At 60.6% G+C, this 22,323-nt stretch carries 18 protein-coding genes and 1 pseudogene; 12 read left to right on the top strand and 7 right to left on the bottom strand.

The window, feature by feature from the left end:
* Positions 1-10: 10 nt before the first annotated feature.
* On the bottom strand, positions 11-1,102 hold the full coding sequence (gene aroC, locus BLU48_RS04560) for a chorismate synthase (RefSeq protein ID WP_057025503.1): 1,092 nt from the start codon (positions 1,100-1,102) through the stop codon (positions 11-13).
* Between the two features lie 143 nt (positions 1,103-1,245).
* Here aroC and BLU48_RS04555 point away from each other — a divergent pair, with 143 nt between their 5' ends.
* The 4 genes and pseudogenes from BLU48_RS04555 to BLU48_RS32550 form a co-directional block, all read left to right on the top strand.
* Positions 1,246-2,208 (top strand): alpha/beta hydrolase, encoded by a 963-nt coding sequence (locus BLU48_RS04555; RefSeq protein WP_057025504.1) that lies wholly within the window; start codon positions 1,246-1,248, stop codon positions 2,206-2,208.
* Positions 2,209-2,307: 99 nt separating this feature from the next.
* Complete coding sequence (locus BLU48_RS04550; RefSeq protein ID WP_046071858.1) at positions 2,308-3,111, top strand: hypothetical protein; 804 nt, start codon at positions 2,308-2,310, stop codon at positions 3,109-3,111.
* A gap of 290 nt (positions 3,112-3,401) precedes the next feature.
* Positions 3,402-4,703: an IS4 family transposase gene (locus BLU48_RS04545; protein WP_083348213.1), complete on the top strand. Its 1,302-nt coding sequence runs from the start codon at positions 3,402-3,404 to the stop codon at positions 4,701-4,703.
* 275 nt (positions 4,704-4,978) lie between these two features.
* Positions 4,979-5,098 (top strand): annotated as a pseudogene (locus BLU48_RS32550) (outer membrane lipoprotein carrier protein LolA); the annotation flags it as partial.
* A gap of 582 nt (positions 5,099-5,680) precedes the next feature.
* On the opposite strand, the gene prmB reads toward BLU48_RS32550, so the two are convergent.
* On the bottom strand, positions 5,681-6,589 hold the full coding sequence (gene prmB, locus BLU48_RS04535) for a 50S ribosomal protein L3 N(5)-glutamine methyltransferase (protein ID WP_046071857.1): 909 nt from the start codon (positions 6,587-6,589) through the stop codon (positions 5,681-5,683).
* Positions 6,590-6,830: 241 nt separating this feature from the next.
* Between prmB and BLU48_RS04530 the strand changes: the two genes are divergently transcribed.
* The 5 genes from BLU48_RS04530 to BLU48_RS04510 all read left to right on the top strand — a co-directional run bounded on the left by BLU48_RS04530 (position 6,831) and on the right by BLU48_RS04510 (position 9,607).
* Positions 6,831-7,421 carry a cysteine hydrolase family protein gene (locus BLU48_RS04530; RefSeq protein WP_043051836.1) on the top strand — a complete coding sequence of 197 codons (591 nt, stop codon included), beginning with the start codon at positions 6,831-6,833 and terminating at the stop codon, positions 7,419-7,421.
* A gap of 135 nt (positions 7,422-7,556) precedes the next feature.
* Positions 7,557-7,877, top strand: coding sequence for a hypothetical protein (locus BLU48_RS04525; RefSeq protein WP_057022973.1), 321 nt, complete (start codon positions 7,557-7,559; stop codon positions 7,875-7,877).
* Between the two features lie 75 nt (positions 7,878-7,952).
* Positions 7,953-8,510, top strand: coding sequence for a Smr/MutS family protein (locus tag BLU48_RS04520; protein WP_057022974.1), 558 nt, complete (start codon positions 7,953-7,955; stop codon positions 8,508-8,510).
* A 78-nt stretch (positions 8,511-8,588) separates the two neighbouring features.
* The gene (gene folE, locus BLU48_RS04515) at positions 8,589-9,134 is read left to right on the top strand and encodes a GTP cyclohydrolase I FolE (protein WP_043051833.1); all 546 of its coding nucleotides are present in this window, start codon (positions 8,589-8,591) and stop codon (positions 9,132-9,134) included.
* Positions 9,135-9,235: 101 nt separating this feature from the next.
* Positions 9,236-9,607 (top strand): glutathione S-transferase N-terminal domain-containing protein, encoded by a 372-nt coding sequence (locus BLU48_RS04510; protein ID WP_057022975.1) that lies wholly within the window; start codon positions 9,236-9,238, stop codon positions 9,605-9,607.
* Between the two features lie 63 nt (positions 9,608-9,670).
* Here the strand turns inward: BLU48_RS04510 and BLU48_RS04505 are convergent, their stop codons facing one another.
* Genes BLU48_RS04505 through BLU48_RS04495 form a run of 3 tightly spaced genes read right to left on the bottom strand, consistent with a single transcriptional unit; the run spans position 9,671 to position 12,607 of the window.
* A complete protein-coding gene (locus BLU48_RS04505) occupies positions 9,671-9,991 on the bottom strand; it encodes an AtuA-related protein (protein WP_057022976.1) in 321 nt (106 codons plus the stop codon).
* Positions 9,988-11,313, bottom strand: a complete 1,326-nt coding sequence (locus BLU48_RS04500) for an acyclic terpene utilization AtuA family protein (protein ID WP_057022977.1) — start codon at positions 11,311-11,313, stop codon at positions 9,988-9,990. The genes BLU48_RS04505 and BLU48_RS04500 overlap by 4 nt, the downstream gene beginning before the upstream one ends.
* Before the next feature lies 1 nt (position 11,314).
* Positions 11,315-12,607 carry a CitMHS family transporter gene (locus BLU48_RS04495; protein ID WP_046071850.1) on the bottom strand — a complete coding sequence of 431 codons (1,293 nt, stop codon included), beginning with the start codon at positions 12,605-12,607 and terminating at the stop codon, positions 11,315-11,317.
* Positions 12,608-12,718: 111 nt separating this feature from the next.
* Here BLU48_RS04495 and BLU48_RS04490 point away from each other — a divergent pair, with 111 nt between their 5' ends.
* Positions 12,719-13,615: a LysR family transcriptional regulator gene (locus BLU48_RS04490; RefSeq protein WP_057022978.1), complete on the top strand. Its 897-nt coding sequence runs from the start codon at positions 12,719-12,721 to the stop codon at positions 13,613-13,615.
* A 485-nt stretch (positions 13,616-14,100) separates the two neighbouring features.
* Here BLU48_RS04490 and BLU48_RS04485 read toward each other — a convergent pair whose 3' ends face one another.
* Complete coding sequence (locus tag BLU48_RS04485; RefSeq protein ID WP_057022979.1) at positions 14,101-14,703, bottom strand: glutathione S-transferase family protein; 603 nt, start codon at positions 14,701-14,703, stop codon at positions 14,101-14,103.
* Positions 14,704-15,011: 308 nt separating this feature from the next.
* Here BLU48_RS04485 and BLU48_RS04480 point away from each other — a divergent pair, with 308 nt between their 5' ends.
* Both BLU48_RS04480 and BLU48_RS04475 read left to right on the top strand, forming a co-directional pair.
* Complete coding sequence (locus tag BLU48_RS04480) at positions 15,012-16,358, top strand: NCS2 family permease (RefSeq protein WP_057022980.1); 1,347 nt, start codon at positions 15,012-15,014, stop codon at positions 16,356-16,358.
* Positions 16,359-16,424: 66 nt separating this feature from the next.
* Positions 16,425-17,054, top strand: a complete 630-nt coding sequence (locus BLU48_RS04475) for a LysE family translocator (RefSeq protein WP_057022981.1) — start codon at positions 16,425-16,427, stop codon at positions 17,052-17,054.
* Here the strand turns inward: BLU48_RS04475 and BLU48_RS04470 are convergent.
* Positions 17,041-22,263, bottom strand: coding sequence for a dermonecrotic toxin domain-containing protein (locus tag BLU48_RS04470; RefSeq protein ID WP_057022982.1), 5,223 nt, complete (start codon positions 22,261-22,263; stop codon positions 17,041-17,043). The two genes, BLU48_RS04475 and BLU48_RS04470, sit on opposite strands and share 14 nt — an antisense overlap.
* Positions 22,264-22,323: the final 60 nt, after the last annotated feature.

Here is a 22,323-nt window from a genome sequence, read left to right as displayed (position 1 = left end):
CCACAGAACATCACAGCTGGCCCAGCACCGGCGTACTCACGCGTACATCGGCATTTTGCCCACGGTTGCGCAGCAGGTGGTCCATCAGCACGATGGCCATCATGGCCTCGGCAATCGGCGTGGCTCGGATGCCGACGCACGGGTCGTGGCGGCCCTTGGTGATCATGTCCACCGGGTTGCCGTGTACATCGATCGAACGACCCGGCGTGGTAATGCTCGAGGTCGCCTTGAGCGCCAGGTGCGCCACGATCGGCTGACCGGAGGAAATACCGCCGAGGATACCGCCCGCGTTATTGCTGAGGAAACCTTCCGGGGTCAGCTCATCGCGGTGTTCGGTGCCGCGCTGGGCGACGCAGGCAAAACCGGCGCCGATTTCCACACCCTTCACCGCGTTGATGCTCATCAGTGCGTGGGCCAGCTCGGCGTCGAGGCGGTCGAAGATCGGCTCGCCCAGACCCGGCTTCACCCCTTCGGCCACTACGGTGATCCTGGCGCCGACGGAGTCCTGGTCTCGGCGCAACTGGTCCATGTAGGCTTCCAGTTCCGGCACCTTGTCCGGGTCGGGGCAGAAGAAGGCGTTGTCTTGCACGCAGTCCCAACTCTTGAACGGGATTTCAATCGGGCCCAGCTGGCTCATGTAGCCACGGATGACGATGCCCTGGGTGGCCAGGTATTTCTTGGCGATGGCACCGGCAGCCACGCGCATCGCAGTTTCCCGCGCCGAGCTGCGGCCACCGCCACGGTAGTCGCGCTCGCCGTATTTATGATGGTAGGTGTAGTCCGCGTGGGACGGGCGGAACAGGTCCTTGATCGCCGAGTAGTCCTTGGACTTCTGGTCGGTGTTGCGAATCAACAGGCCAATGGCGCAGCCGGTGGTGCGGCCTTCGAAGACCCCGGAGAGGATTTCGACCTCGTCCGGTTCCTGGCGCTGGGTGGTGTGGCGGCTGGTGCCGGGCTTGCGGCGGTTGAGGTCACGCTGCAGGTCGTCCAGGCTCAGCTCCAGGCCTGGCGGGCAGCCGTCGACAATGGCGACCAACGCCGGGCCATGGCTTTCGCCCGCGGTGGTGACGGTGAACAATTTGCCGAAGGTATTGCCGGACATGCAGGGCGCTCCGTGAAATCAGTTGAATCAAGTCAACCGTAATAACTTAAGACGGCCAGTATACGCAGGCTAACCGACTAGTTCATCCTCGAAACCTTACCGGTAGACGTTGGTCCAACCGGCACCTCTCTGATGATGGCGCGATGATGCTGCGAGTTTTACTGTTCACCCTTACCCTGTTGACCACTGTGGCCCAGGCCGCCTCCCCTGTCGTACTGCAACGCCCGATCAGCCTGGACACCGGCAGCGGCGAGCTATTTGGCTCGTTGCTGTTGCCGCAGTCCGATAAACCGGTGCCGGTGGTGCTGATCATCGCCGGCTCCGGCCCCACCGACCGCAATGGCAACAGCGCCGACGGCGCCCGCAATGACAGCCTCAAGCGCCTGGCCTGGGTACTCGCCCGGCACAACATCGCCAGCGTGCGCTACGACAAGCGCGGCGTGGCCGCGAGCCTGGCGGCCACGCCGGATGAGCGCAACCTGACGCTCGACGCCTACGTGTCCGACGCCGTGGCCTGGGGCAAGTTGCTTAAGGCCGACCCGCGCATGGGCCCTTTGATCGTGCTGGGCCATAGCGAAGGCGCCCTGGTGGCGGCACTCGCCGCCCCGCAACTGGCGCCGGCGGGGGTCATTTCCTTGTCCGGCAGCGCCCGCCCGGTGGACCAGGTGATTCGCCAGCAACTGGCCGATCACTTACCCCCCGCCCTGCTGCTGCGCAGCAATCAAATCCTCGATCACCTCAAGGCCGGCCAGGTGGATGCCGATGTGCCGCGTCCGCTGGAGGGCATTTTCCGGCCGAGCGTACAGCCTTACCTGATCAGCCTGTTCCGCGCCGACCCGTCGGCCGCCTTCGCCAAGCTGAGCATGCCGGCGTTGATCATCCAGGGCACCAACGACATCCAGGTCGGTGTAGCGGATGCCCGGCAACTGAAGAAGGCCAAGCCCGACGCGCAGTTGACGGTGATCGAAGGCATGAACCACGTCATGCGCATCGTGCCCAACAACGTGAAGCAGCAACTGGCGTCCTACAACGACCCGAAACTGCCCCTCGCCGCTGAGCTGGGCGAGCGCATCGTCGGCTTTATCGACGGACTTCAACCCCGTTAAGCGACTATTGGCCTCCAGTCCTGGGAAAAACGGCCGATAAGCCCTGGGTCGACAGTAAAAAGACTGTCGGCTCGCCGGGCTTGGACAGGATCGCGCCGCATGACAACCACCGAAGCAACACCCGAATCGACTGCCGACACCCCGACTGGGCCCGAGGCCGTCGTGGCGCCGGCCCTGCCGTGGGCGGACGTCCACGCCGAACATTTCAAGATGCTGCGTCTGGCGCCCCTGGCCACCGACCGCGCCACCGGCGCCCGGCCGTTGCGCTTCGTGCAGTTCGGCTATGCCGAGCGCCATGACAAACATCACAGCTTGCTGCGCATGGTCATTCAGTTGCCCGGCCAACGGGTGCGTCGCGAGCAGAATCACTTGGATATCTGGGTCGATCACGATAAACACCGCGTGCACTTTGGCCCAGGCAACAGCTTGGAAATCGAACCGGCCAACCGTGGTCTCGGCCGTTTCCTGGTCGCCCAGGCAGCGGCATGGGCAAAGAAGAAGTGGTCACACTACCGCGTCGATGGCGTGGACCTGGCCAACAAGGACGCCCTCAACGAAGCCACGCGCCTGCGCCGCGATCATTTCCTGCGTATCCAGGGCTTTGATGTGGCCTATGCCGATGTGCAGCACCTCAAAGGCAATGTACAGCCGGGCAAGGTCAGCGGCGTGCTCGACAGCTGGAACACCGAGAAGGTGCAGTTCGTGGAGATTCTCGAAGCCGCGCAGATGCTGCAACAGGCCGAGCAGAACCTGATGGAACAGGAAGTGAAGTTGCGCAAGGAGGAGGAAAAGGTCACCAAGTTCAAGCGGGAGGACAGCGGGCTGCGCTTTACCATTACATGCCTGGTGGCGTTTACGGTGTTTCAGGCGGGCTTGTTGATCTGGATTGCCACGCACCGGTAGCAGACTGGAATGCAATTACAAATGTGGGAGTCCCCACCACATCTTCGATGTGACGCTGTCGCGCAGCAAACCAGGGAGCTTGCTCCCGTGGCGGCCTGACAGCCGAGGATGTTGGTTTTCGTCCTGGGTACATATCCGTTGTTTAGGTAACGGCCACTATAGGTTCCGCTCTTACAGCCAGCCCTTTCAAGGTCTTCTGTAAAATCCCCCTGAAATTTCATTCAGGGGGTACCTAAACGATGTGGGCGGAAGTTCTAGCGCGTTTCGAGAAAAAAGCACCTGCCAGTGTCATGGCCAAACTGGCGCTGCAGCAGGCTATTGCCCCCGAGTGGATTGATGAGGTTTTCGAAGAACACCGGCAACGGCAGTATTCTCGTGAGCTATTGTTCTCGACCATCATCAAGCTAATGTCCCTTGTTTCATTGGGTTTTAAGCCATCTCTGCACGCCGCTGCGCGACAACTGGAAGACCTTCCTGTTAGCCTGGCGGCGCTCTACGACAAGATCAGTCGTACCGAGCCTGCTCTGTTGCGCGCCCTGATTACGGGCTGTGCACAGCGCCTGGCTCCAACCATCCGGGAACTGGGCTGCACGGCGATGCTGCCGGGCTGGCAGGTTCGGGTAGTGGATGGTAATCACCTGGCATCCACTGAGAAACGTCTGGGAGCTTTACGCAACGAGCGCGGCGCCGCTCGTCCCGGTTTTTCGGTTGTTGCATACGATCCCGATCTGGATCAGGTCGTCGACCTTCAGGCGTGTGAGGATGCCTACGCAAGCGAGCGCGTTTGTGTGCTGCCTTTATTGGCCAATGCCGAGCCCGGCCAAGTGTGGCTGGCTGACCGGCTTTATTGCACGCTCCCGGTTATGGAGGCTTGTGAGCAAGTCCAAACTTGCTTTGTCATTCGTCAGCAAGCCAAGCATCCACGTTTGATTCAAGAGGGTGAGTGGCAAGAGCCAGTACCTGTGGAAACTGGCACTGTGCGTGAGCAGATCATCCAGGTCAAAGGCGGTTACCAATGTCGGCGTGTCGAACTGACGCTTCATTCGCCAACGGACTCCGGCGACAGCAGCTTGATGTTCTGGAGCAACCTGCCTGAGAGCGTCAGTGCACAACAGATCGCCGAACTGTATCGCCGCCGCTGGAGCATTGAAGGTATGTTCCAGCGACTGGAAGCGATCCTGGAAAGTGAGATCGAAACCCTTGGCAGCCCAAAGGCTGCCTTACTCGGGTTCGCAACGGCGGTATTGGCTTACAACGTCCTGGCTGTTCTCAAACGCAGTGTTGAACAAGCTCATCGGGATACCCAGCCTGAAGGATGGGAAGTCTCGATTTACCATTTAGCGGTTCAGGTCAGGAGTGGATATGAGGGAATGCAGATTGCGCTGCCCTCGGAACATCTTCCTGTCATTCCGTTGGAAAAACTGGCTCAGCACTTATTGGCGCTTGCCAAAAATATCCAACCTAAACAAGTTGCGAAAAGCCCCCGTGGCCCCAAGGTACCCAAGCCCAAAACATGGGTTAAAGGCACCGCGGTGAATGCGCATGTTTCAACGGACAGGGTACTTAAGGCTGCCAAAACGAAAAGACCTTGAAAGGGCTGGCTCTTACAGCGGCTCACTTTGCAAAAGCGGCAAAGTAAGCAAAACGCTCTTGCCCCACCACTCGGCACCTCGCCCAGGCTCGGTGTGCCCGTAATCCGACATTGATTTGGGGGGCCGCCGCCACGCGCCATCCATGGCGCGGGGCGGCTAAACCGGCATCCCTGCCGGTTTACCCCCCAAATCCCTGTCGAATTCCGGCCAGCGTGGTTTAACGGGGCGCCTAAGATCAAAAACACAGCGAGGCGGCCTTATAGCCGACCTGATCGTTGAAGCTTGCGCGTACCCCTGTGGGAGCGGGCTTGCCCGCGAAGGTCGTTAACGATGACGCGGGAAACCAGAAAGAACGCGGCGTTCTCAGGTTTTTCGCGAGCAAGCTCGCTCCTACAGAAAAGCAGAAGCGCCGCCAGCGTATCTGCGATGCGCAGCGAGTCGCTCTTGATCTTGCTTTTGATCTTAGGCGCCCCGTTAAACCACGCTGGCCGAACGCAGGCTTGAAGCCGTGGGCAACCCGGCAGGACGCCGGGTTAGCCGTCCTGGGCCAAGGATGGCCCATGACGGCGGCCCACGGTTTCAAGCCGGAGAGAGGGCACACCGAGCCTGGGCGAGGTGCCGAGTGGTGGGGCAAGAGCCTTTTGGTTACTTTTGGGCTCTTTTCAAAAGTGACCCGCTGTAAAAGCGGAACCAATAGTGGCCGTAACCTAAATAACGGATATGTACTCGCCCCAACAACCCAACAACCCGGTCACATCGTCGACGTGGCGCCGTCGCGCAGCAACCTGGGCCGCCTCCAAAATATCCGGCGTTAAGACTAAATTTTAACTCTTTAAAATCAGTAGATTACTTGAAGTTTGATAAGAAGGGGCTTGCCCCCGATAGCGGTGTGTCAGTTAGCAATGCATCTACTGACACTCCCCCATCGGGAGCAAGCCCCCTCCCACATTGGCCCAGTTTCTTCAGTTAAACCTGGGTTAAACCCTGGCAGCGAAAATGGCCTGGTGTTGGCGACACTGCTCAGCCGTCAACATGAACACCCCATGCCCACCGCGCTGGAAGTCCAGCCAGGCGAAGTCCACTTCCGGGTACAGCGCTTCGACGTGCACCTGGCTGTTGCCCACTTCGACAATCAGCAACCCCTTCTCGGTCAGGTGATCGGCCGCTTCGGCGAGCATCCGGCGCACCAGGTTCAGGCCGTCGTCACCGCAGGCCAGGCCCAATTCCGGCTCGTGCTGGTACTCATCTGGCATGTCGGCGAAATCTTCGGCATCCACGTAGGGCGGGTTGGACACGATCAGGTCGAAACGCTGGCCAGGCAGGCCGTCGAAACCATCGCCTTGTACGGTATAGACGCGCTCGTCGACGCCGTGGCGCTCGATATTCTGATTCGCCACTTCCAGGGCTTCGAAAGACAAGTCACCCAGCACCACTTCAGCGTCCTGGAACTCGTAGGCACAGGCTATGCCAATGCAACCAGAGCCAGTGCACAGGTCGAGGATGCGTGCCGGCGGCTGGGCCAGCCATGGCTCGAAGCGGTGTTCAATCAGTTCGCCAATCGGTGAGCGCGGAATCAACACGCGCTCATCGACGATAAACGACAGGCCGCAGAACCACGCCTCTTTCAACAGGTAGGCAGTGGGCACACGCTCGTGGATACGGCGATGCAGCAAACGCTGCACATGGGAGATTTCCTCTTCTTCCAGGTTGCAATCCAGGTAGCTGTCGGCAATTTCCCACGGAAGGTGCAAGGCGCCGAGCACCAATTGCCGGGCTTCGTCCCAGGCGTTGTCGGTACCATGGCCGAAAAACAGGTCTTCCCCATGGAAACGGCTGACAGCCCAACGGATGTGGTCGCGCAAGGTGCGCAGGCGGGAAGTGATCACGGGGGCAGACTCCTGGAAAAAACGACTGGCGATTCTAACAGCCTTCACCTGTACCGACGATGTACGAAAACCCCGGCGCCGTACGTCGGATTTCATCCAATTGGCCCGCTTTGTGTTAAACAGGCCCACCTCTTGACATGGCTGCACGCCAGCAACGGCGTACCTTACGATAGTAGCGATTCACAGAAGCGCTCAGCCAGTGGACAATGTCGCAAAAGCCCCACTCACAGGAGCCCCCAGAATGTCCGTTCCAAAGACGATGTTTCAACTCAGCGGTCGCGGTTACGCAGCAGCCAACCTCAATCATGCGACTCTTGTGATCATCGACGCCCAGAAGGAATACCTCAGCGGCCCACTCGCCCTTTCGGGCATGGACGCGGCTGTCGAGCATATCAAGCAACTGTCGGCGGCGGCACGCAACGCCGGGCGCCCGATCGTGCATGTGCGCCACCTGGGCACCGTCGGCGGCCTGTTCGACCCCCAGGGCGAGCGCGGCGAGTTCATTCCGGGCCTGGAGCCTGAGGGTGACGAAACCATTATCGGCAAGCTGCTGCCCAGCGCCTTCCACGGCACCGGCCTGGAAAAACACCTGCAGGACCTTGGCTCTCTGGATCTGATCGTCTGCGGCTTCATGAGCCACTCCAGTGTCAGTACCACCGTGCGTGCGGCCAAGAACCTGGGCTTTCGCTGCACCCTCGTGGAAGACGCCTGCGCCACCCGCGACCTGCCTTACAAGGGCGGCATCCTGAGTGCCGAGCACGTACAGCAGACCGAAATGGCGATCATGGCCGACAACTTCGCCACCCTCGCCTTGACCAAAGATCTGATCTGATCACTCCCCAATGAGCGGCGTATTGACTGCGCCGCTCATCCGCAAAGCCCTCTCATTTGGCGCTTTTACCTCGAGCACTGGAACAACCTGTGTATCTTCCGGTCGAAGGGCCGATACCCTGGAGGAAAGGTCGGAATGAAGATATCCGATGGTTTTGATGCTCGTCGCTTGCGCCCCAAGGGCCCGAGCAACTGGCGTCTGCGCCTGGTAGCCGGCATTGCCGCGTTGCTGGCCATAGTAGGCGTGCTGTTGGCGGGCGCTGGTGGCGCCGGCCTGTTTGGGCATTCACCGGCACTGGGCGAACTGAATGCCAGCCCCGGCGTCTCGGCGATCCTGTTAGTGATTGGCCTGCTCGTAATATGGCTGGGTGTATGGCTGTGGCGCCGCAGTCGTCGGCGGATGCGCCAGCCGTTGTCGTTGAATATCGCCTCGCACCTGATGAAAAAGCACGACTGATGGCGCTTGGATAGCATTTGCTGCGCCCTGGCCGCCGCGATTTAGGTAAACTGCCCGCCCTTCGCGGAGGCTGACATGCAAGACGACGATTTTTCCCTGTTCAAGAACGAGCTGCGCGGCGTCAAGCCGATCAAGCACGACCGCGCCGACACCGGCAAACCCAAGACTGACCGGGCGCAGATCGCCAAGCTGCGCCAGGCCGCGACCGTGCGCACCGATGCCACCACGGTGGATGGCCTGTCAGACCAGTTCGTTATCGACGTCGGCCCCGAAGATGAGCTGATGTGGGCTCGCGACGGCGTGCAGGAAAGCCAGATACGCAAGCTCAAGGCCGGCCAGATCCCGTTCGAAGGCAGCCTCGACCTGCACGGCATGAACGTGGAAAAAGCCCGGGAAACCCTGTGGGCCTTCCTCGCCGAAGCCACCCGGTTCGAAATCCGCTGCGTGCGCGTCACCCACGGCAAGGCTGTGCGGCTGGACGGCAAGCGGCCGATGATCAAGAGTCACGTCAACACCTGGCTGCGCCAGCATGCCCAGGTGCTCGGCTTTACCTCCTGCCAGCCCCGCCATGGCGGTGCCGGCGCGGTGTATGTGATGCTCAAGCGCACCATGCTGGAAGGGCGCGACGAGTAACAAGTGCCATCGTCAGGCTTGCAGCGATGTGTCCGCCACCGTAACCTTGCACTTTGCGAAAATCCCACAGGTAGTTTCATGTCCCTGGAACAGAATTACACAGAGATTCTCGGCCAACTCGGCGAGGACGTCTCCCGCGAGGGCCTGCTCGACACGCCAAAGCGTGCCGCCAAGGCGATGCAGTATCTCTGCCGCGGTTATGCACAGACCCTCGAAGAAGTCACCAACGGTGCCTTGTTCAGCTCCGACAACAGCGAAATGGTGCTGGTCAAGGACATCGAGCTGTACTCGTTGTGCGAACACCATCTGCTGCCGTTTATCGGCAAGGCTCACGTTGCCTATATCCCAAGCGGCAAAGTGCTGGGCCTGTCGAAGGTCGCACGGATCGTCGACATGTATGCGCGCCGCCTGCAGATCCAGGAAAACCTCAGCCGCCAGATCGCCGATGCCGTGCTGGAAGTGACCGGCGCCCTCGGCGTGGCCGTGGTGATCGAGGCCAAGCACATGTGCATGATGATGCGCGGTGTAGAGAAACAGAATTCGTCGATGATCACCTCGGTGATGCTCGGTGAGTTCCGCGACAACGCGGCTACCCGCAGCGAATTCCTCAGCCTGATCAAGTAACGGGCGAGTGGTAAAAAAACCGGCGTTCATCGCCGGTTTTTTTTCGCCTGCAGAAATCAGGTAAGCTGCGCCCCCTCAGTTATGGGCAAGAGGTAACAGCCATGTTCGTCAAAGCACTTCGAGTGGGCCTCGGCCAAATCATCATCGCAGGCGATTTCCTGACTCGCCCACGCAAAAAACAGCGCCCCGCCGAACAACAGGCACTCGTGAACGAAGCGGCCAAGAGCCTGACGCTGTATCAGTTCCACGCCTGCCCGTTTTGCGTCAAGACCCGCCGTACACTGCATCGCCTCAACGTGCCGGTCGCCCTCAAAGACGCGAAGAACAACGAGCAGGACCGCCAGACTCTGCTGGAGCAAGGTGGCAAAATCAAGGTGCCGTGCCTGCGCATCGAAGAGAATGGCCAGGCCACCTGGATGTACGACTCCAAGGTGATCATCGATTACCTGGACAAGCGCTTCGCTGCAGTCTGACCGGCCTACACGAAACCACTGTGGGAGTGGGCAAGTCGAATCGTCGCACCGCCCATCCCGCATCTAGTTCGGTGTTGGCAAATCCAGGTCCAGCAGTGCCGAACCCAGGCACTTGCCATGGGCATCCAGGGCCAGCGAGCGGGTCACGCCGCCGCGCAGGATTCCCGGCAGAACGAAGTTCAGCGCCTGCACGTTCGGCAACTCATAACGCTGAACCGGTGCCGCATCGGGCTCACGTAAACCGGCAAAGAACTCGGCCACGCGTTCAGCCGTCAGCTGTTCACATAGCCACGGATAATCCTCGCAGCGATAGGCGATGATGGAAATGTTCGAAGTGTCGCCCTTATCGCCCGTGCGGGAATGGGCCAGCGTGTGCAGTTTCATACTTCAATCCTCGGTTTGACCGCGTCACGGGGCAACAGCAGCGAAGCCACTGCCACCACCTGGCGCACGCTCTTGCTTGCGCCACCACCACCGGAGGGGCCGTTGGTGTAGAGGGTTTCCACTTCATTGCCGACGTGCACGGCTTCACTGCGATCCTCACAACGGGCCGCCACCCGCAGACGTACTTCCCAGGGTTCAACACTGCTGCGCTGGCCGTGCAGCGCGTCCATGCCGATCAACTCGGCGCGCACCTCCTGCATCCTCACGCCCATCAATTCCAGACGTTTGAGTACAACGTCTCGCGCCAGTTGGGCCCGTGCGATTGCACCCGGACCGCCGTAGGACATCTGCCCCTCACCGATCCAGCCATCCAGATAACCGACGCTGACCTTCAACTGTTCAGGCCGGGCTCGGCCATCAGCGCCCTGGACACGCACCCGGTCCACGTTCTCCTCGACAAACCCCACCTGGGAAAAATCGGCGATCACATCCGGGGTCAAATAGGCGGCAGGGTCATGCACTTCGTAGATCAATTGCTCGGCGCATGTGGCCCGGCTGACCCGCCCCCCGGAGCCTGCGACTTTGGTGATCAAGGCTTGGCCATCCGCATCGACTTCAGCCAGTGGAAAACCCAGGCGCGCCAGGTCATCCACATCCTTGAAACCCGGGTCGGCAAAATAACCGCCACTGACCTGGCCCGCGCATTCGAGCAAATGCCCGACCAAGGTGCCGCGGCCCAGGCGTTGCCAGTCATCAAAGGCCCAACCGAACTCAAACATCTGCGGCGCCAGGAACAACGAAGGGTCGGCCACACGCCCAGTGATCACCACATCAGCGTCGACGCGCAGCGCCTCAAGAATGCCGTCCACACCCAGGTAGGCATTCGCGGAAATCAGCCGCTCGCCGAGGGACCCGACGGTCTGGCCGTTATCCAGTAACTGCTCGCCAGGCAAGGCATGCAGTACATCATCGCCCACCACGGCCACCACCTTGAGGCCAAGGCCGAGTTCGGCGGCAATACGCCGTACTTCAATGGCAGCCGCCAGCGGGTTGGCCGCGCCCATATTGGTGATCACGCGCAAGCGGCGACGCCCTGCAAGCCGTCCGACAAAGGGCAGGACCCGGCGCATGCGCTCACCCAGCAGCGGGTCGTAACCGCCCTGCGGGTCGCTGATACGCACCTGCTGCGCCAGGGCAATGGTGCGTTCGGCCAGGCATTCGAACACCAGGTAATCCAGGTCGCCCTGTTCGGCCAGTTCCACAGCCGGTTCTATACGGTCGCCGGAATAGCCGGCGCCGGAACCGATACGCAATGTATTCATCTCAAATCACTCCCAGGAGCAATGCCGTCAGGGTCATCAACACCGACGCGGCAAACAGGAAAGGGATGGTGAAGCGCTGGTGATCGGCCAGTTCGATCTTGCACAGGCCCACCAACAGGAAGGTCGCAGGGGTCAGCGGGCTGACCGGGAAACCAGTGGTGTGCACGCCCAGCAACGAGGCCTGGGCCACTTGCAGTGGGTCGACGCCCAAGGCCTTGCCGACTTCGGCGATCACCGGCATCACACCGAAATAATAGGAATCGGGATCAAACAACATGCTCAGGGGCATGGATAAAAAGCCCACCACTGCCGGGATCAACTTGCCGTGACCCGCCGGAATCTGCGCCACCGCCACTTCAGCGATGGCCTTGAGCATGCCGGTGCCTTGCATGATGCCGGTGAACACCCCGGCGGCGAGCAGGATACTGGCCATCGTCAGCGCGGTTTTCGCATGGGCGTCGATGCGTGCACGCTGGGCGTCGACGTTGGGGTAATTGATACACAGCGCGATCACGGTGCCGAGCATGAACATCACCACCGGGTCGACCCAACCGGCGATCATCACCACCATCACCAGCACGGTCAAAATCAGGTTGAGCCAGAACAATCGAGGGCGGCGCAGCTTGATATCTTCATCACTGAGCACCCGTTGCGGTACCGCATCCACCGTCGAACCAGCGCCCAGGCCCAGGCGTTTTTCTTCACGATGGCCCAGCCACCAGGCACAAGCGAAGACAAAGATCAGCCCGACGATCTGCACCGGGATCAACGGCTGGAACAAGTCAGCGACAGGCACATGCAGGGCTGCCGACGAGCGTAGTACCGGCCCGGTCCAGGGCAGAAAGTTGACCCCCGCCGCCATTGCGCAGACGCAGGCGAGGATGCGCTTGTCGATGCCCAGCCGCGTATACAACGGCAGCATCGCCGGCACGGTCACCAGAAAGGTGACTGCGCCGGAACCGTCCAGGTGCACCAGCAGAGCCAGGGTGGCAGTACCAACAACAATGCGCGTAGGACGCGTCCCTACCGTGCGCAGGATGCGATCAATGATGGGGTCAAGCATGCCGGCGTCGGTCATGATCCCGAAAAACAGGATTGCGAACACAAACATGCCGACCACGGGGGCGACGTTCTTGATCCCGGTAATGATGAAGGCACTGGTCTGCAGACCGAAACCACCGAGCAGCGCGGCGATGATCGGCAAGGCGATCAGGGCCACCAGCGGTGAGAGGCGTTTGCTCATGACGGCAGCGAGCAGGCAGAGGATGGTGATGACACCCAGGGTTGCGAGCATGGGTTACTCCAGGGCGGCCTGGTTGGCCGATTATTGTTTTCCCTGGAGTATTGGAAGCGGGTTAGTCTTTGTAAATTGGAATATTCGGCCTAGCACGTTCGGAAAAACAGAATGAAAAACTCGATCCAGCACATCCAGGCTTTCCTTGCCGTTGCCCGCACCGGCAGTTTCACCAAGGCCGCCAACGAGCTGCATTTGTCGCCGTCGGCCCTGACCGTGCAGGTGCAACAACTGGAAGACTGGCTCGGCGTCGCCCTGCTCGACCGTAGCCCGCGCCACGTGAGTATTACCGCTGCCGGCCATGAGGCCCGCGGGCCGATGGAAAAACTGCTGCTGGACCTGGACAACATCGTCACCGGCTCCCGCGACCTGGCCGCCCTGCGTCGGGGCGTGGTGACCATCGCCGCCCTGCCTTCGGTATGCGCCGGCGCCCTGCCCCCGGCCTTGCGCCTGTTTCGCGAACGCTTCGCCGGTATTGAGGTGCGCCTGCATGATCTGGTGGCCCATCGCATTCATGCCCAGGTCCGCAACGGCGAGGTGGATTTTGGCATCGGGGTACGTGCGCGCTTGAGTCATGGCCTGGAATTCGTGCCGGTGCTGAATGACCGCTTGTGTGCGTTTGTGCCGCTGGACCATCGGCTGACACGCTATCGGTCACTGACCCTGCAACAACTGGCAGAGCAGCCGATCATCCTTACCGGACGCGACAGCAGCGTGCGCGAACAGGTGGACGCCCTGTTTGACGAGACCCGGTTGACGCTGAACGCGGGCATGGAGGCCAACTACATGTCGACGGTATTGGCGTTGGTGCGCCAGGGATTGGGGATCAGCGTGCTGCCGGAGTCAGCGGCAGACAGCCTGGAAGGGTTGAAGCGGATCGATATCGAGCATCCCGGGGTGAATCGAGAGATTGGCTTGATCAGTCGCAGCGGGATGACATTGAGCTCGGCAGCACAACGCTGCTATGAACTGCTCAATGAGGAATTACCTGATACACCGCTGCGCTGAATGTGGGGGCTTGCTGCCTGGCAGCTTATCGCTATCTAACTGTGGGAGGGGGCTTGCTCCCGATGGGCATGGGTATCTGCACAACTCTGACATGCGACCGTCAGTAACCACGATGCGAAGCGAGCCGCTCTTGATCTTGCTCTGCTTTGGTTACTTTCGCGCTTTTCGAAAGTGACCCGCCGTAAGGGCGGAACCAATAGCGGCCGTCACTTAAACAATGGATATGTACGCGATCCAACCGAACATCCTGGTCGGCTGTGAGGCCGCCATCGGGGGCAAGCCCCCTCCCACATGGGCCGGCGGCGTACCAGAAGTTGTGTAGATCCCCATGTCCCGATGGGGGAATAACAGTCATAAATTATTAACTGACCCACCGCTATCGGGAGCAAGCCCCCTCCCACACTTGGATCGCGGTGCATCAGTCAGATAGCTGTACGCTGTCAGGCCGCTAGTAGGAGCAAGCCCTCCTACCTTTGCGCCTGCGATTAATCCACCATCGTCACATGCTTCGGATGCCTGGCCACCCGCTGCAACCACACCTGCACCGCCGGGTAAGGCGCCAGGTCGAAGCCTCCTTCATGGGCCACATGGGTGTAGGCATACAGCGCAATATCGGCAATCGAATACTGCTCACCCACCAAGTACGGCGTGGCTTGCAGCTGGCGCTCCATGACCCTCAAGGCCTTGTAACCGCCCTTGTGGGTGGTCTTGTATTCCTCAAGGCGATCTTCCGGCATGTTCAGGTAGAACTGGATAAACCGCGCCACCGCGATATACGGCTCATGGCTGTACTGCTCGAAAAACTGCCACTGCAATACCTGGGTGCGCAGGCGCGGTTCGGACGGCAGGAACTCACTGCCATCGGCGAGAAAGTTAAGAATCGCATTGGACTCCCACAGGCAGGTGCCGTCTTCCAGCTCCAGCACCGGGATCTTGCCATTGGGGTTCTTGGCCAGGAATTCGGCAGTCTCGGTGTCGCCGTTGAGGATGTCGACATCGATCCATTGATACGGGATGCCCAACAGGTTAAGCATCAATTTGACCTTGTAGCAGTTGCCCGACTTGTAATCGCCATAAACCTTGTACATGGGGCTCCCCTTATGCCACTGGTGCGCTCTGACCGAATGCTTGCGCCGATAAGGTGCGGGTGTCGAAGGATTGTTTCAAGGTAACGGACCGAATAAATTGCTCCTGCTTCATGAAAATCCGCCTTTCATCTTCTTTCGCCCAGACAATCGAAAACATTATTTGCTTTATTTGTATACAAAAGCATAATTCGTTTCGTGCGAGTTCCTGACCTTTCAGTCAACAAAACCCGCCAGTACCTCAAAGCGCTGTGCCCACTTAAGGTAACCGGCGCTGGACATAACAATAAAACGCTTGAGGAGTACTCGCTGTGGATAGCCGCAAAACCGAAGCCCCTACGCTTGACCTCGCCGCGCCGCAAGGTGGTTGGCTGGAACGCCTGTTCAAACTGCGCTTGCATGGCACCACAGTGAAGACCGAGCTGATCGCCGGCCTCACAACCTTTATCACCATGGCCTACATCATCTTCGTCAACCCCAACATCATGGCCGATGCGGGTATAGATCACGGCGCGGCATTTGTCGCCACTTGCATCGCCGCCGCCCTGGGTTGCCTGTTGATGGGCTTGTACGCCAACTGGCCGGTGGGCCTGGCGCCGGGGATGGGCTTGAACGCGTTTTTCACCTACACCGTCGTCGGCACTATGGGCTACACCTGGGAAACCGCACTGGGCGCGGTGTTCATTTCCGGCGTGCTGTTCATGGGCCTGACACTGTCGCGGGTGCGCGAATGGCTGCTTAATAGCATTCCGGTGAGTCTGCGTCATGCCATGGGCGCAGGCGTCGGTTTGTTCCTCGGGGTGATCGGTCTGAAAACCGCGGGCATCATCGTCGACAGCCCAGCGACCTTGATCAAGCTCGGCTCCCTGCACGAACCTGCACCGCTGCTGGCGGCGGTGTGTTTCCTGCTGATCGCCATTCTCAGTTACCACCGGGTATTCGGCGCGATCCTGATCAGCATCATCGTCGTGACCCTGGCCGGTTGGGGCCTGGGCCTGGTGCACTACAACGGCATTCTTTCCACGCCACCGAGCCTGGCACCCACCTGGATGGCGATGGACATCAAAGGTGTATTCAATGTCAGCATGATCAGCGTGGTATTTGCATTTCTTTTTGTACACATGTTTGATACCGCCGGTACACTGATGGGCGTCGCCCAACGTGCCGGGCTGGTGAATGCCGATGGCAAGATCGATAACCTGTCGCGCGCATTGAAAGCCGACAGTGCGTCCAGCGTGTTTGGCGCCATGGTCGGCGTACCGCCGGTGACCAGCTATGTGGAAAGTGCTGCGGGTGTTGCTGCAGGAGGTCGTACCGGCTTGACCGCGGTGACCGTGGGCGTGCTGTTTGTGGCGGCGATGTTCTTCGCACCGCTGGCTGGCATGATTCCAGCTTATGCCACCGCCGGCGCGCTGATCTACGTCGCGATGCTGATGATGGCGAGCATGGCCCATATCAATTGGGATGAAGCCACTGACAGCATCCCGGCGATCGTCACCGCGATCATGATGCCGCTGACGTTCTCGGTCGCCGATGGGATCGCCCTGGGCTTTATCACTTATGTGGCGCTCAAGGCTGGCACCGGCAAGTACCGCGAGATTTCCGTCAGCCTGTGGGTACTGTGCGTGATCTTTATCGCCAAGTTCATCTTCCTGTAGGCCGGGAATAGCTGAAAAAATCGCCTCACCTCCGGGTGAGGCTTTTGCACCAATGGAGGACTGTGAATGACCCTGGAAACCTGGCTGCTGTTCAGCGGCGCTGCATTGATTGTGATCCTGATCCCCGGCCCGCTGTCGCTGCTGATGATCAGCAACAGCCTCAACTACGGCCTGCGCCGTTCATACCCGGCGTTTCTGGGCGGCGTGTTTGCCTCGATCTGCCTGCTGAGCGCCTCGGCCTTGGGCCTGGGCGCGCTGTTGCTGGCGTCGGAGCAGTGGTTCAGCGCGTTGAAAATCGTCGGCGCACTGTACCTGTTCTATCTTGCCTGGCAGAGCTGGCAGCAGGCGCGGCAACCGGCCCACGTGGCGCAGTCCCCGCAGGCGCCGGCAGTGCCACGCTTTGGCGCTCTGTTTGGCCGGGCTTTTGTGTTGGGTGCCAGCAACCCCAAGGACATCCTGTTTTTTGCCGCCTTCCTGCCGCAATTTCTCAACAGTCAGCAAGCGTTCTTTCCACAGCTGCTGGTCATGATTGCCACCTGGGCCGTGCTCGACCTGCTGTGCAAGCTGGCTTACGGCCTGGGCGCCCATGGCGCCGCGCGGTATCTGCGCAGCGGCAAGGGCCAAAGCTGGTTCAACCGGGTGAGCGCCACACTGTTCGGCGGTGCCGGTGTGGCGTCGCTGCTTAAGGGACAGTAGTCAATTTGATGAAGTAAACACTGGCAGGCACCCGTCCAAAGACTGGCCATTGAATGCCGGACATGATGGGAACCAGGCGCCCTTCCTCCAGCGCAAGTTTAACCTCGGCGTCTGCTGTCGCACTTTTGCGCAGCCAACGCTCCTTGAACTTGCTCAACATCCTGATGCTCCCCTTCTCAAGCCACTGATATGCCACGTAGTACAGTCGGTTTGGAGAATTGGGATGGGTTGCGATCAAGTCCGGTATCACACCTGCCCCGTCGCGTCCTACCGGGAGCTCCCGTACAGTGAAACCCTGATCATTGAGTACTCTGCGGATTGCCACTCGTTGCGTAGCCTGTCGAGCTGCAACCAGGTGCTTATCTCTCTGGAGCCTGGCCTCTAAAGGGACAGGCGGAGTGAAGTCTACGCGCGTGAAACCAGGCGCTTTACCATCGAAACCGATGTGTATGTACGCCTCGCCCAGGTCGTGAGGGCGCAACATCCGCAGCAAGTCATCCGTCTGGCCAGGCCGCGCAGGGGGCTGGGGTATCCAATCGTCGATCGCCGCTCGCAGGTTGAGCAGATGGGTGGCCGTTGCAGGGCGCTCTGGGCCTGATAACTCAATCAACCTTGCGACGGTGAACTCCCGGCTTTGGGGTGTCATGGTGGGGAACGCCGTGCCCACATAGTCCGTCAAAGGCCTGTCGAACAGGGGGGCATGGAACCGCCATTCACTGGCTTGAACATGGGTTACCGGAACAGGCTGCTCAAGCGTTTGCGTAATCGTCCAACGCTCAATATCAGCGCGGGCCAACGAAACCAGCGGCTCGTTCCTGTGGATAAACTGGATGCCCTGCAGCGGAGCCCGGTTGCCCTCGGGGAGCATTCTGTAATAGCTGCTCACCGGATACATCAGTTGGGTATTGGCAGGTGCCACTCGGATGACATTGTGGGGAAAACCTCGGGCATCCGGATCAATGTAAAACACCCCGGCAGACGGAGACCGCGATATTTGCCCCACTTCCCCGGGTGGGATGCGCCAATTTTGCCAATGGGTAGCCGTTGAGCTTGATTGCACAATTCTGGTTTGCGTAGCAGTACGCACAATCGGTGGTTGCCAGTCCTGCACCGTCTCTGCCTGCCCGCGCCACGGGTTGAGCACGCCCGAACTGGGTCCCGGTTGCGGCGCATCGGCCCCCAGCAACCATTCCCTGGGCTGGTCGATGTTCAAGAGCAACTCATCTTGTCCATCGCCCTGCGTTACTTTCAGGCGCAGCGCCGATTCATTCTTACGTTGATACACCGAGTAGGCCTCTTGGCCCTCGGTAACCATCTGCTGGCCATTCTTCACATACCGCCCCTTGCCTTCCGGCCACTTCAACTCAACGGCGCCCTCCAGACTGTTCAAGGATTTGAAATGGCTCAGCAGGCTGAGCGGTTTGCCAGGCGACACTTTCAGGCCGGCGAGTACGCCACTGGCGAACCCATGGTGACGATGCAAATGCGACAGGGAGGCCCGCGCAACACGCGTGCCCTTGGGGGCAGGACCAAAGGACGACAACACATCGAGAAACGCCATCAGGGTAAGGAACGCTACATCCACGGCGTCATGGGCATCGCCGCTGAAATGATAGCGCCGCGCCGCGAGCAGCATTTCATACAAGCTGATACCCACGCCCAACACCGGTACGAATGACAACAGCCCACGAATGCTCGCGGCGTGCTGCTCGCCCAAGCGCTGCTCGCGATACGCCTCTAATGCCAGGGAAGAATTGGACTGGGCCTGGGCACGGCGTTGCAGCTCGAACATCCGCGCGTGGGCCAGCAGCGCCCTGGCGTTGCCCTGGGAGGTGGCCACCGTCGCCAGCCAACCGTCGGGCGCCAGCGCAATCTGCTCGCTGATTTGTACTTCGACACTGCCTTGGTCTACCGCTGGCACCTTGTGCCGCACCGTGAAAAAACTGACGAGCTGCCTGACAAAACGCGCAACCGCCGGTACATAGACCCGGTGTATAAACAATCGGCGGGGTTCCACCTGCGGATCTTCCCCGGGATAGCTGTCGACGGCCTGGGCCTCCCAACCGGGCGCCACCTGGCGCGCCAACGCTTTCAGGTTCAAGGACAAGGCACCGACCTTGTTCAAGGCTTGCTCGGCCAGGGCCATGCTGGCGTACTCGGCGATGGGTGGGCTTTCCAGAGCGGCGGGCCAGTACACGACGCACAGTCCGGAAAGGCTGTCCTGCATGACCAGTATCCCGGCGATATGGCGGTCATGTTCCAGGGTATGGCCCACCAGACGCACCAAGCCCAATTGCACATCCAGCCCATCACCTTTCAGATCGCTCGCCACCTGCGCCGCCATGACGCGACTGAACACACGTTGCGCCTGTTCGCTCAAGCCTTGGCGAATGGCGCTGTACACCTGCATCTGGGCCCTTTGCTGTAAGGCCCGATAAACCAACGCCTGGGATAGGCCCGGGGCGGGCACCTGGGTCGATCCAGACGGGTAGAATGCACGCTGGATCAGCTTGTCGTATTCCCCGCCCACGTCCAGGGACGCAAGAGTCTTGATCAGGTAAGACACACTCAGTCGGTCTTTCCAGGCCGAGTCCAGCCAGCGTGCACGGTTCAAGCGCCAGCGAGTCCAGGGGGCCTTGGGATCAAGGTTATGCAGCGCCAATTGCAGCAGGCTGAAGGTGGTGCGCTGCTGACTGACGGTGATTTTTACATTGCGGTCCCCTACCGCGCATTGGCTTGACCAGCTACACATTTGGGAATTCACATCATCGGGCATATCGAGCAGGGGTTTATCGATATCCAATTGCGGGTACAAACCGTCTTGGCTCAAACGGGCGATCAGTGCCTGGCGGGCATAGGATTCCAGGTCGGGCAACTCCAGCCACAGTTTGTGTTCAACCGCCCAGGCATTGGCCAGGTAGCGGCGACACAGACCCTTGTAGTGCTGGCGTTGGGCGCGGGTTGCCGTGGCCATCCAGGCGGGCAGCTTGCTCGCCTGGATGGCTGCCGACTGCAGCAGGTTGAGGTTGGCCAAGGCCAGGGTTCGTGCATCATTGGCCGGCACCTGCAGGCCGTCGAACAATTCCTGGGCCAATAACAGGCGGCTCAACTGCCGGTCACTCACCTCGCTGAACAGCCGCTCTCCCTGATCAATCAGCTTGTTCATCGCGACGTGATGTTGCAGATGCTTGATGAACAGGTCCTTGAGCAAGGCACGCTTGATCATTTCATAGCTCACCACCAGGGAGGCCTCCGTGGGCAACGCGCTGATCGCCGTGCGCACTTGTTCCCGCTGGTGCCGCCCGATACAGCGCCACAGCATAGAGCCATCGCGGCTTTTCAGGCTGGCGTCAAGCGCCTCGGCAAAAGCATTCAGGGAGTCAAACGCTACCAGCCCTCCGTACTGGCCGGCCACATATAGCAGCACCGGGTACGAGGCGCCGGGGTCGGCCTGGGCCGCGTTGCCGGTCACCAGCACCGCGCCGAGCAGCGGGTACAAGGTAGCGGCATCGCCGCCTACCGCGACTTGCAGCACGCAGGTATCCGTGGCCTGTTGCCCAGGCTGCCAGGCTTCACTCAGCGCCGCTTCCAGATGCGCCAGGTGCACATCGCTGATCAGATTCAAGCGCTGCTGCATCTGCGCCTCGTACAGCAGAGCCTGCAGCTGTGCCGCGCCCAGCAAGGAAGCACGATTGCGCGAACCCTCGGGTTGCTCCTGCCAATGCTGTTTTTCGAACACACGGGCCAGCGGCCCCTGGGCCCACTTGCGCGCCGCCGCTACCTGGGCCTGCCATTGGCGTTCAAGGCTGAGGAAATCCTCGTAGGCCACGCTGTCCTTGCCCACATCCGTCGCATCGAGCAAGCCCATCAAGGCTTTTTCATAACGTTTGAGCTGCGCCTGGCGGGTTTTCAACGCAAGTTCCGGCGCCAGGTGCCCCGCCACGATCTCGCCGCTGCGGCGCTGCCGATCCCACTCCAGCAAAATCTGCAGGGTATGTCCCAAGCGCGGGAAGGCGACCAGGCGCCGACGCCCTTTCTCGATGAATTTGAGCAAGCGCCACACATCGGGAGCCGCGGACGCGTTCGCGCCCTGAAGGCCCACCGCGGCGTGGTTGATCGACAAGGCGCACGCCAGTTCGTTATCCCATTGCCCGTCCAGCACCTCGCTGGCGCTGGCGAACAGCGCGTCGTCACGCAACAGGCTCCCACGCTGAGGGATGAACGGCGTAGGGGTAACGCCAGGCGCCTCACACAGTTCATGCCAGCGCCGCAACGGCAGGCACTGCCACAACACGCGACTCAGCGGGCCATTGACCAGTATTGGCAGGTCGCACACCAATTGGTGCCAGGAACCGAACTCGTAGAACTGGCGAAACAGGCCGGGCAGATACACCACGTGTGGCGAATCCCCCTCACCGCCCTCGCGATAGATATGCAAGGCCCCTGGAACCGGCACGCTGCGCTGGTTGGTGCCGGGCCACATGACCCTGCACACGTGCACATTCGCCCATTCGCCGCCGGCCCGCTGGCGCTGGTCAGCGTCGGGTATTTCGAGCAATTTGCGCAGCATGTCAAAGCCGCTGTCGGACAGTTGGTATACGCGATGGGCCAGCAACGCATTGGCTGCGAACATTGACGTACGCAATTGCGCCCAGCGCCTGCGACGGGTCAACCACGAACCATGGGCCAGCTGTTGCCAGTACTCACGGGTCGCCTGTTCGATGCGCCCAAGCAAGGCCAACCCCTTGACCCGCACCAGCGCATCCCAGGCCGTATAGGGCAAGGTACGGGCCGGATCGCCCTTGATAGTCAGCGCGGTGAAGTGGTTGATATTGATTGGCACGTGGGGCTGGATCAGCAAGGCCAGTGCGCGTTCGGTCAGGCTGTCGACCTTCTGGGGCGGGGCCGGTGGCCGCGGTTCGGTGAACAGCACGGTGTCCGGGTCCAGGCCAAACGCCTCCTGCAGCGCGCTGCGCATGATGCCCAGTACTCTGGGCGCGCGCCCGAGCAAGCCACTGAGGGTCTTGGCCGCTTCGCTGGCGCTGGCCTGTGCTTCGTGGAGCCGATTGATTTCCAGGCTGGGTTGCGCGACCGCGTTGAGCCGACGGGTCAGCAACGTACGCATCGCCTCCTCACGGTCTGCGGGTGAAGTGTGCGGGTCGTCGAAGTCGAGCTTATCGGCCCAGGTGGAGGTGGTGTCAGTGCTCATGGTGGGCTATCCCGTACAGAAAAAGCCGAGCCTAGGCACCCCGCCCCCCCAGGGTGCGTT

Origin of the sequence: Pseudomonas synxantha (genome assembly GCF_900105675.1) — a bacterium.
Taxonomy (GTDB): Bacteria; Pseudomonadota; Gammaproteobacteria; order Pseudomonadales; family Pseudomonadaceae; genus Aquipseudomonas; species Aquipseudomonas synxantha.
This window is presented reverse-complemented; position numbering and strand designations above follow the sequence as displayed.

What these genes read in the sequence shown, in the direction of transcription:
- BLU48_RS04520 (WP_057022974.1), top strand. Translation starts at nt 7,953, where the DNA reads ATGCAAGACGACGATTTTTCCCTGTTCAAGAACGAGCTGCGCGGCGTC.
- BLU48_RS04525 (WP_057022973.1), top strand. Translation starts at nt 7,557, where the DNA reads ATGAAGATATCCGATGGTTTTGATGCTCGTCGCTTGCGCCCCAAGGGC.
- BLU48_RS04545 (WP_083348213.1), top strand. Translation starts at nt 3,402, where the DNA reads ATGGCCAAACTGGCGCTGCAGCAGGCTATTGCCCCCGAGTGGATTGAT.
- aroC (WP_057025503.1), bottom strand. Translation starts at nt 1,102, where the DNA reads ATGTCCGGCAATACCTTCGGCAAATTGTTCACCGTCACCACCGCGGGC.
- BLU48_RS04550 (WP_046071858.1), top strand. Translation starts at nt 2,308, where the DNA reads ATGACAACCACCGAAGCAACACCCGAATCGACTGCCGACACCCCGACT.
- BLU48_RS04500 (WP_057022977.1), bottom strand. Translation starts at nt 11,313, where the DNA reads ATGAATACATTGCGTATCGGTTCCGGCGCCGGCTATTCCGGCGACCGT.
- folE (WP_043051833.1), top strand. Translation starts at nt 8,589, where the DNA reads ATGTCCCTGGAACAGAATTACACAGAGATTCTCGGCCAACTCGGCGAG.
- BLU48_RS04485 (WP_057022979.1), bottom strand. Translation starts at nt 14,703, where the DNA reads ATGTACAAGGTTTATGGCGATTACAAGTCGGGCAACTGCTACAAGGTC.
- BLU48_RS04475 (WP_057022981.1), top strand. Translation starts at nt 16,425, where the DNA reads ATGACCCTGGAAACCTGGCTGCTGTTCAGCGGCGCTGCATTGATTGTG.
- BLU48_RS04470 (WP_057022982.1), bottom strand. Translation starts at nt 22,263, where the DNA reads ATGAGCACTGACACCACCTCCACCTGGGCCGATAAGCTCGACTTCGAC.
- BLU48_RS04495 (WP_046071850.1), bottom strand. Translation starts at nt 12,607, where the DNA reads ATGCTCGCAACCCTGGGTGTCATCACCATCCTCTGCCTGCTCGCTGCC.
- BLU48_RS04530 (WP_043051836.1), top strand. Translation starts at nt 6,831, where the DNA reads ATGTCCGTTCCAAAGACGATGTTTCAACTCAGCGGTCGCGGTTACGCA.
- BLU48_RS04505 (WP_057022976.1), bottom strand. Translation starts at nt 9,991, where the DNA reads ATGAAACTGCACACGCTGGCCCATTCCCGCACGGGCGATAAGGGCGAC.
- BLU48_RS04555 (WP_057025504.1), top strand. Translation starts at nt 1,246, where the DNA reads ATGATGCTGCGAGTTTTACTGTTCACCCTTACCCTGTTGACCACTGTG.
- BLU48_RS04510 (WP_057022975.1), top strand. Translation starts at nt 9,236, where the DNA reads ATGTTCGTCAAAGCACTTCGAGTGGGCCTCGGCCAAATCATCATCGCA.
- BLU48_RS04490 (WP_057022978.1), top strand. Translation starts at nt 12,719, where the DNA reads ATGAAAAACTCGATCCAGCACATCCAGGCTTTCCTTGCCGTTGCCCGC.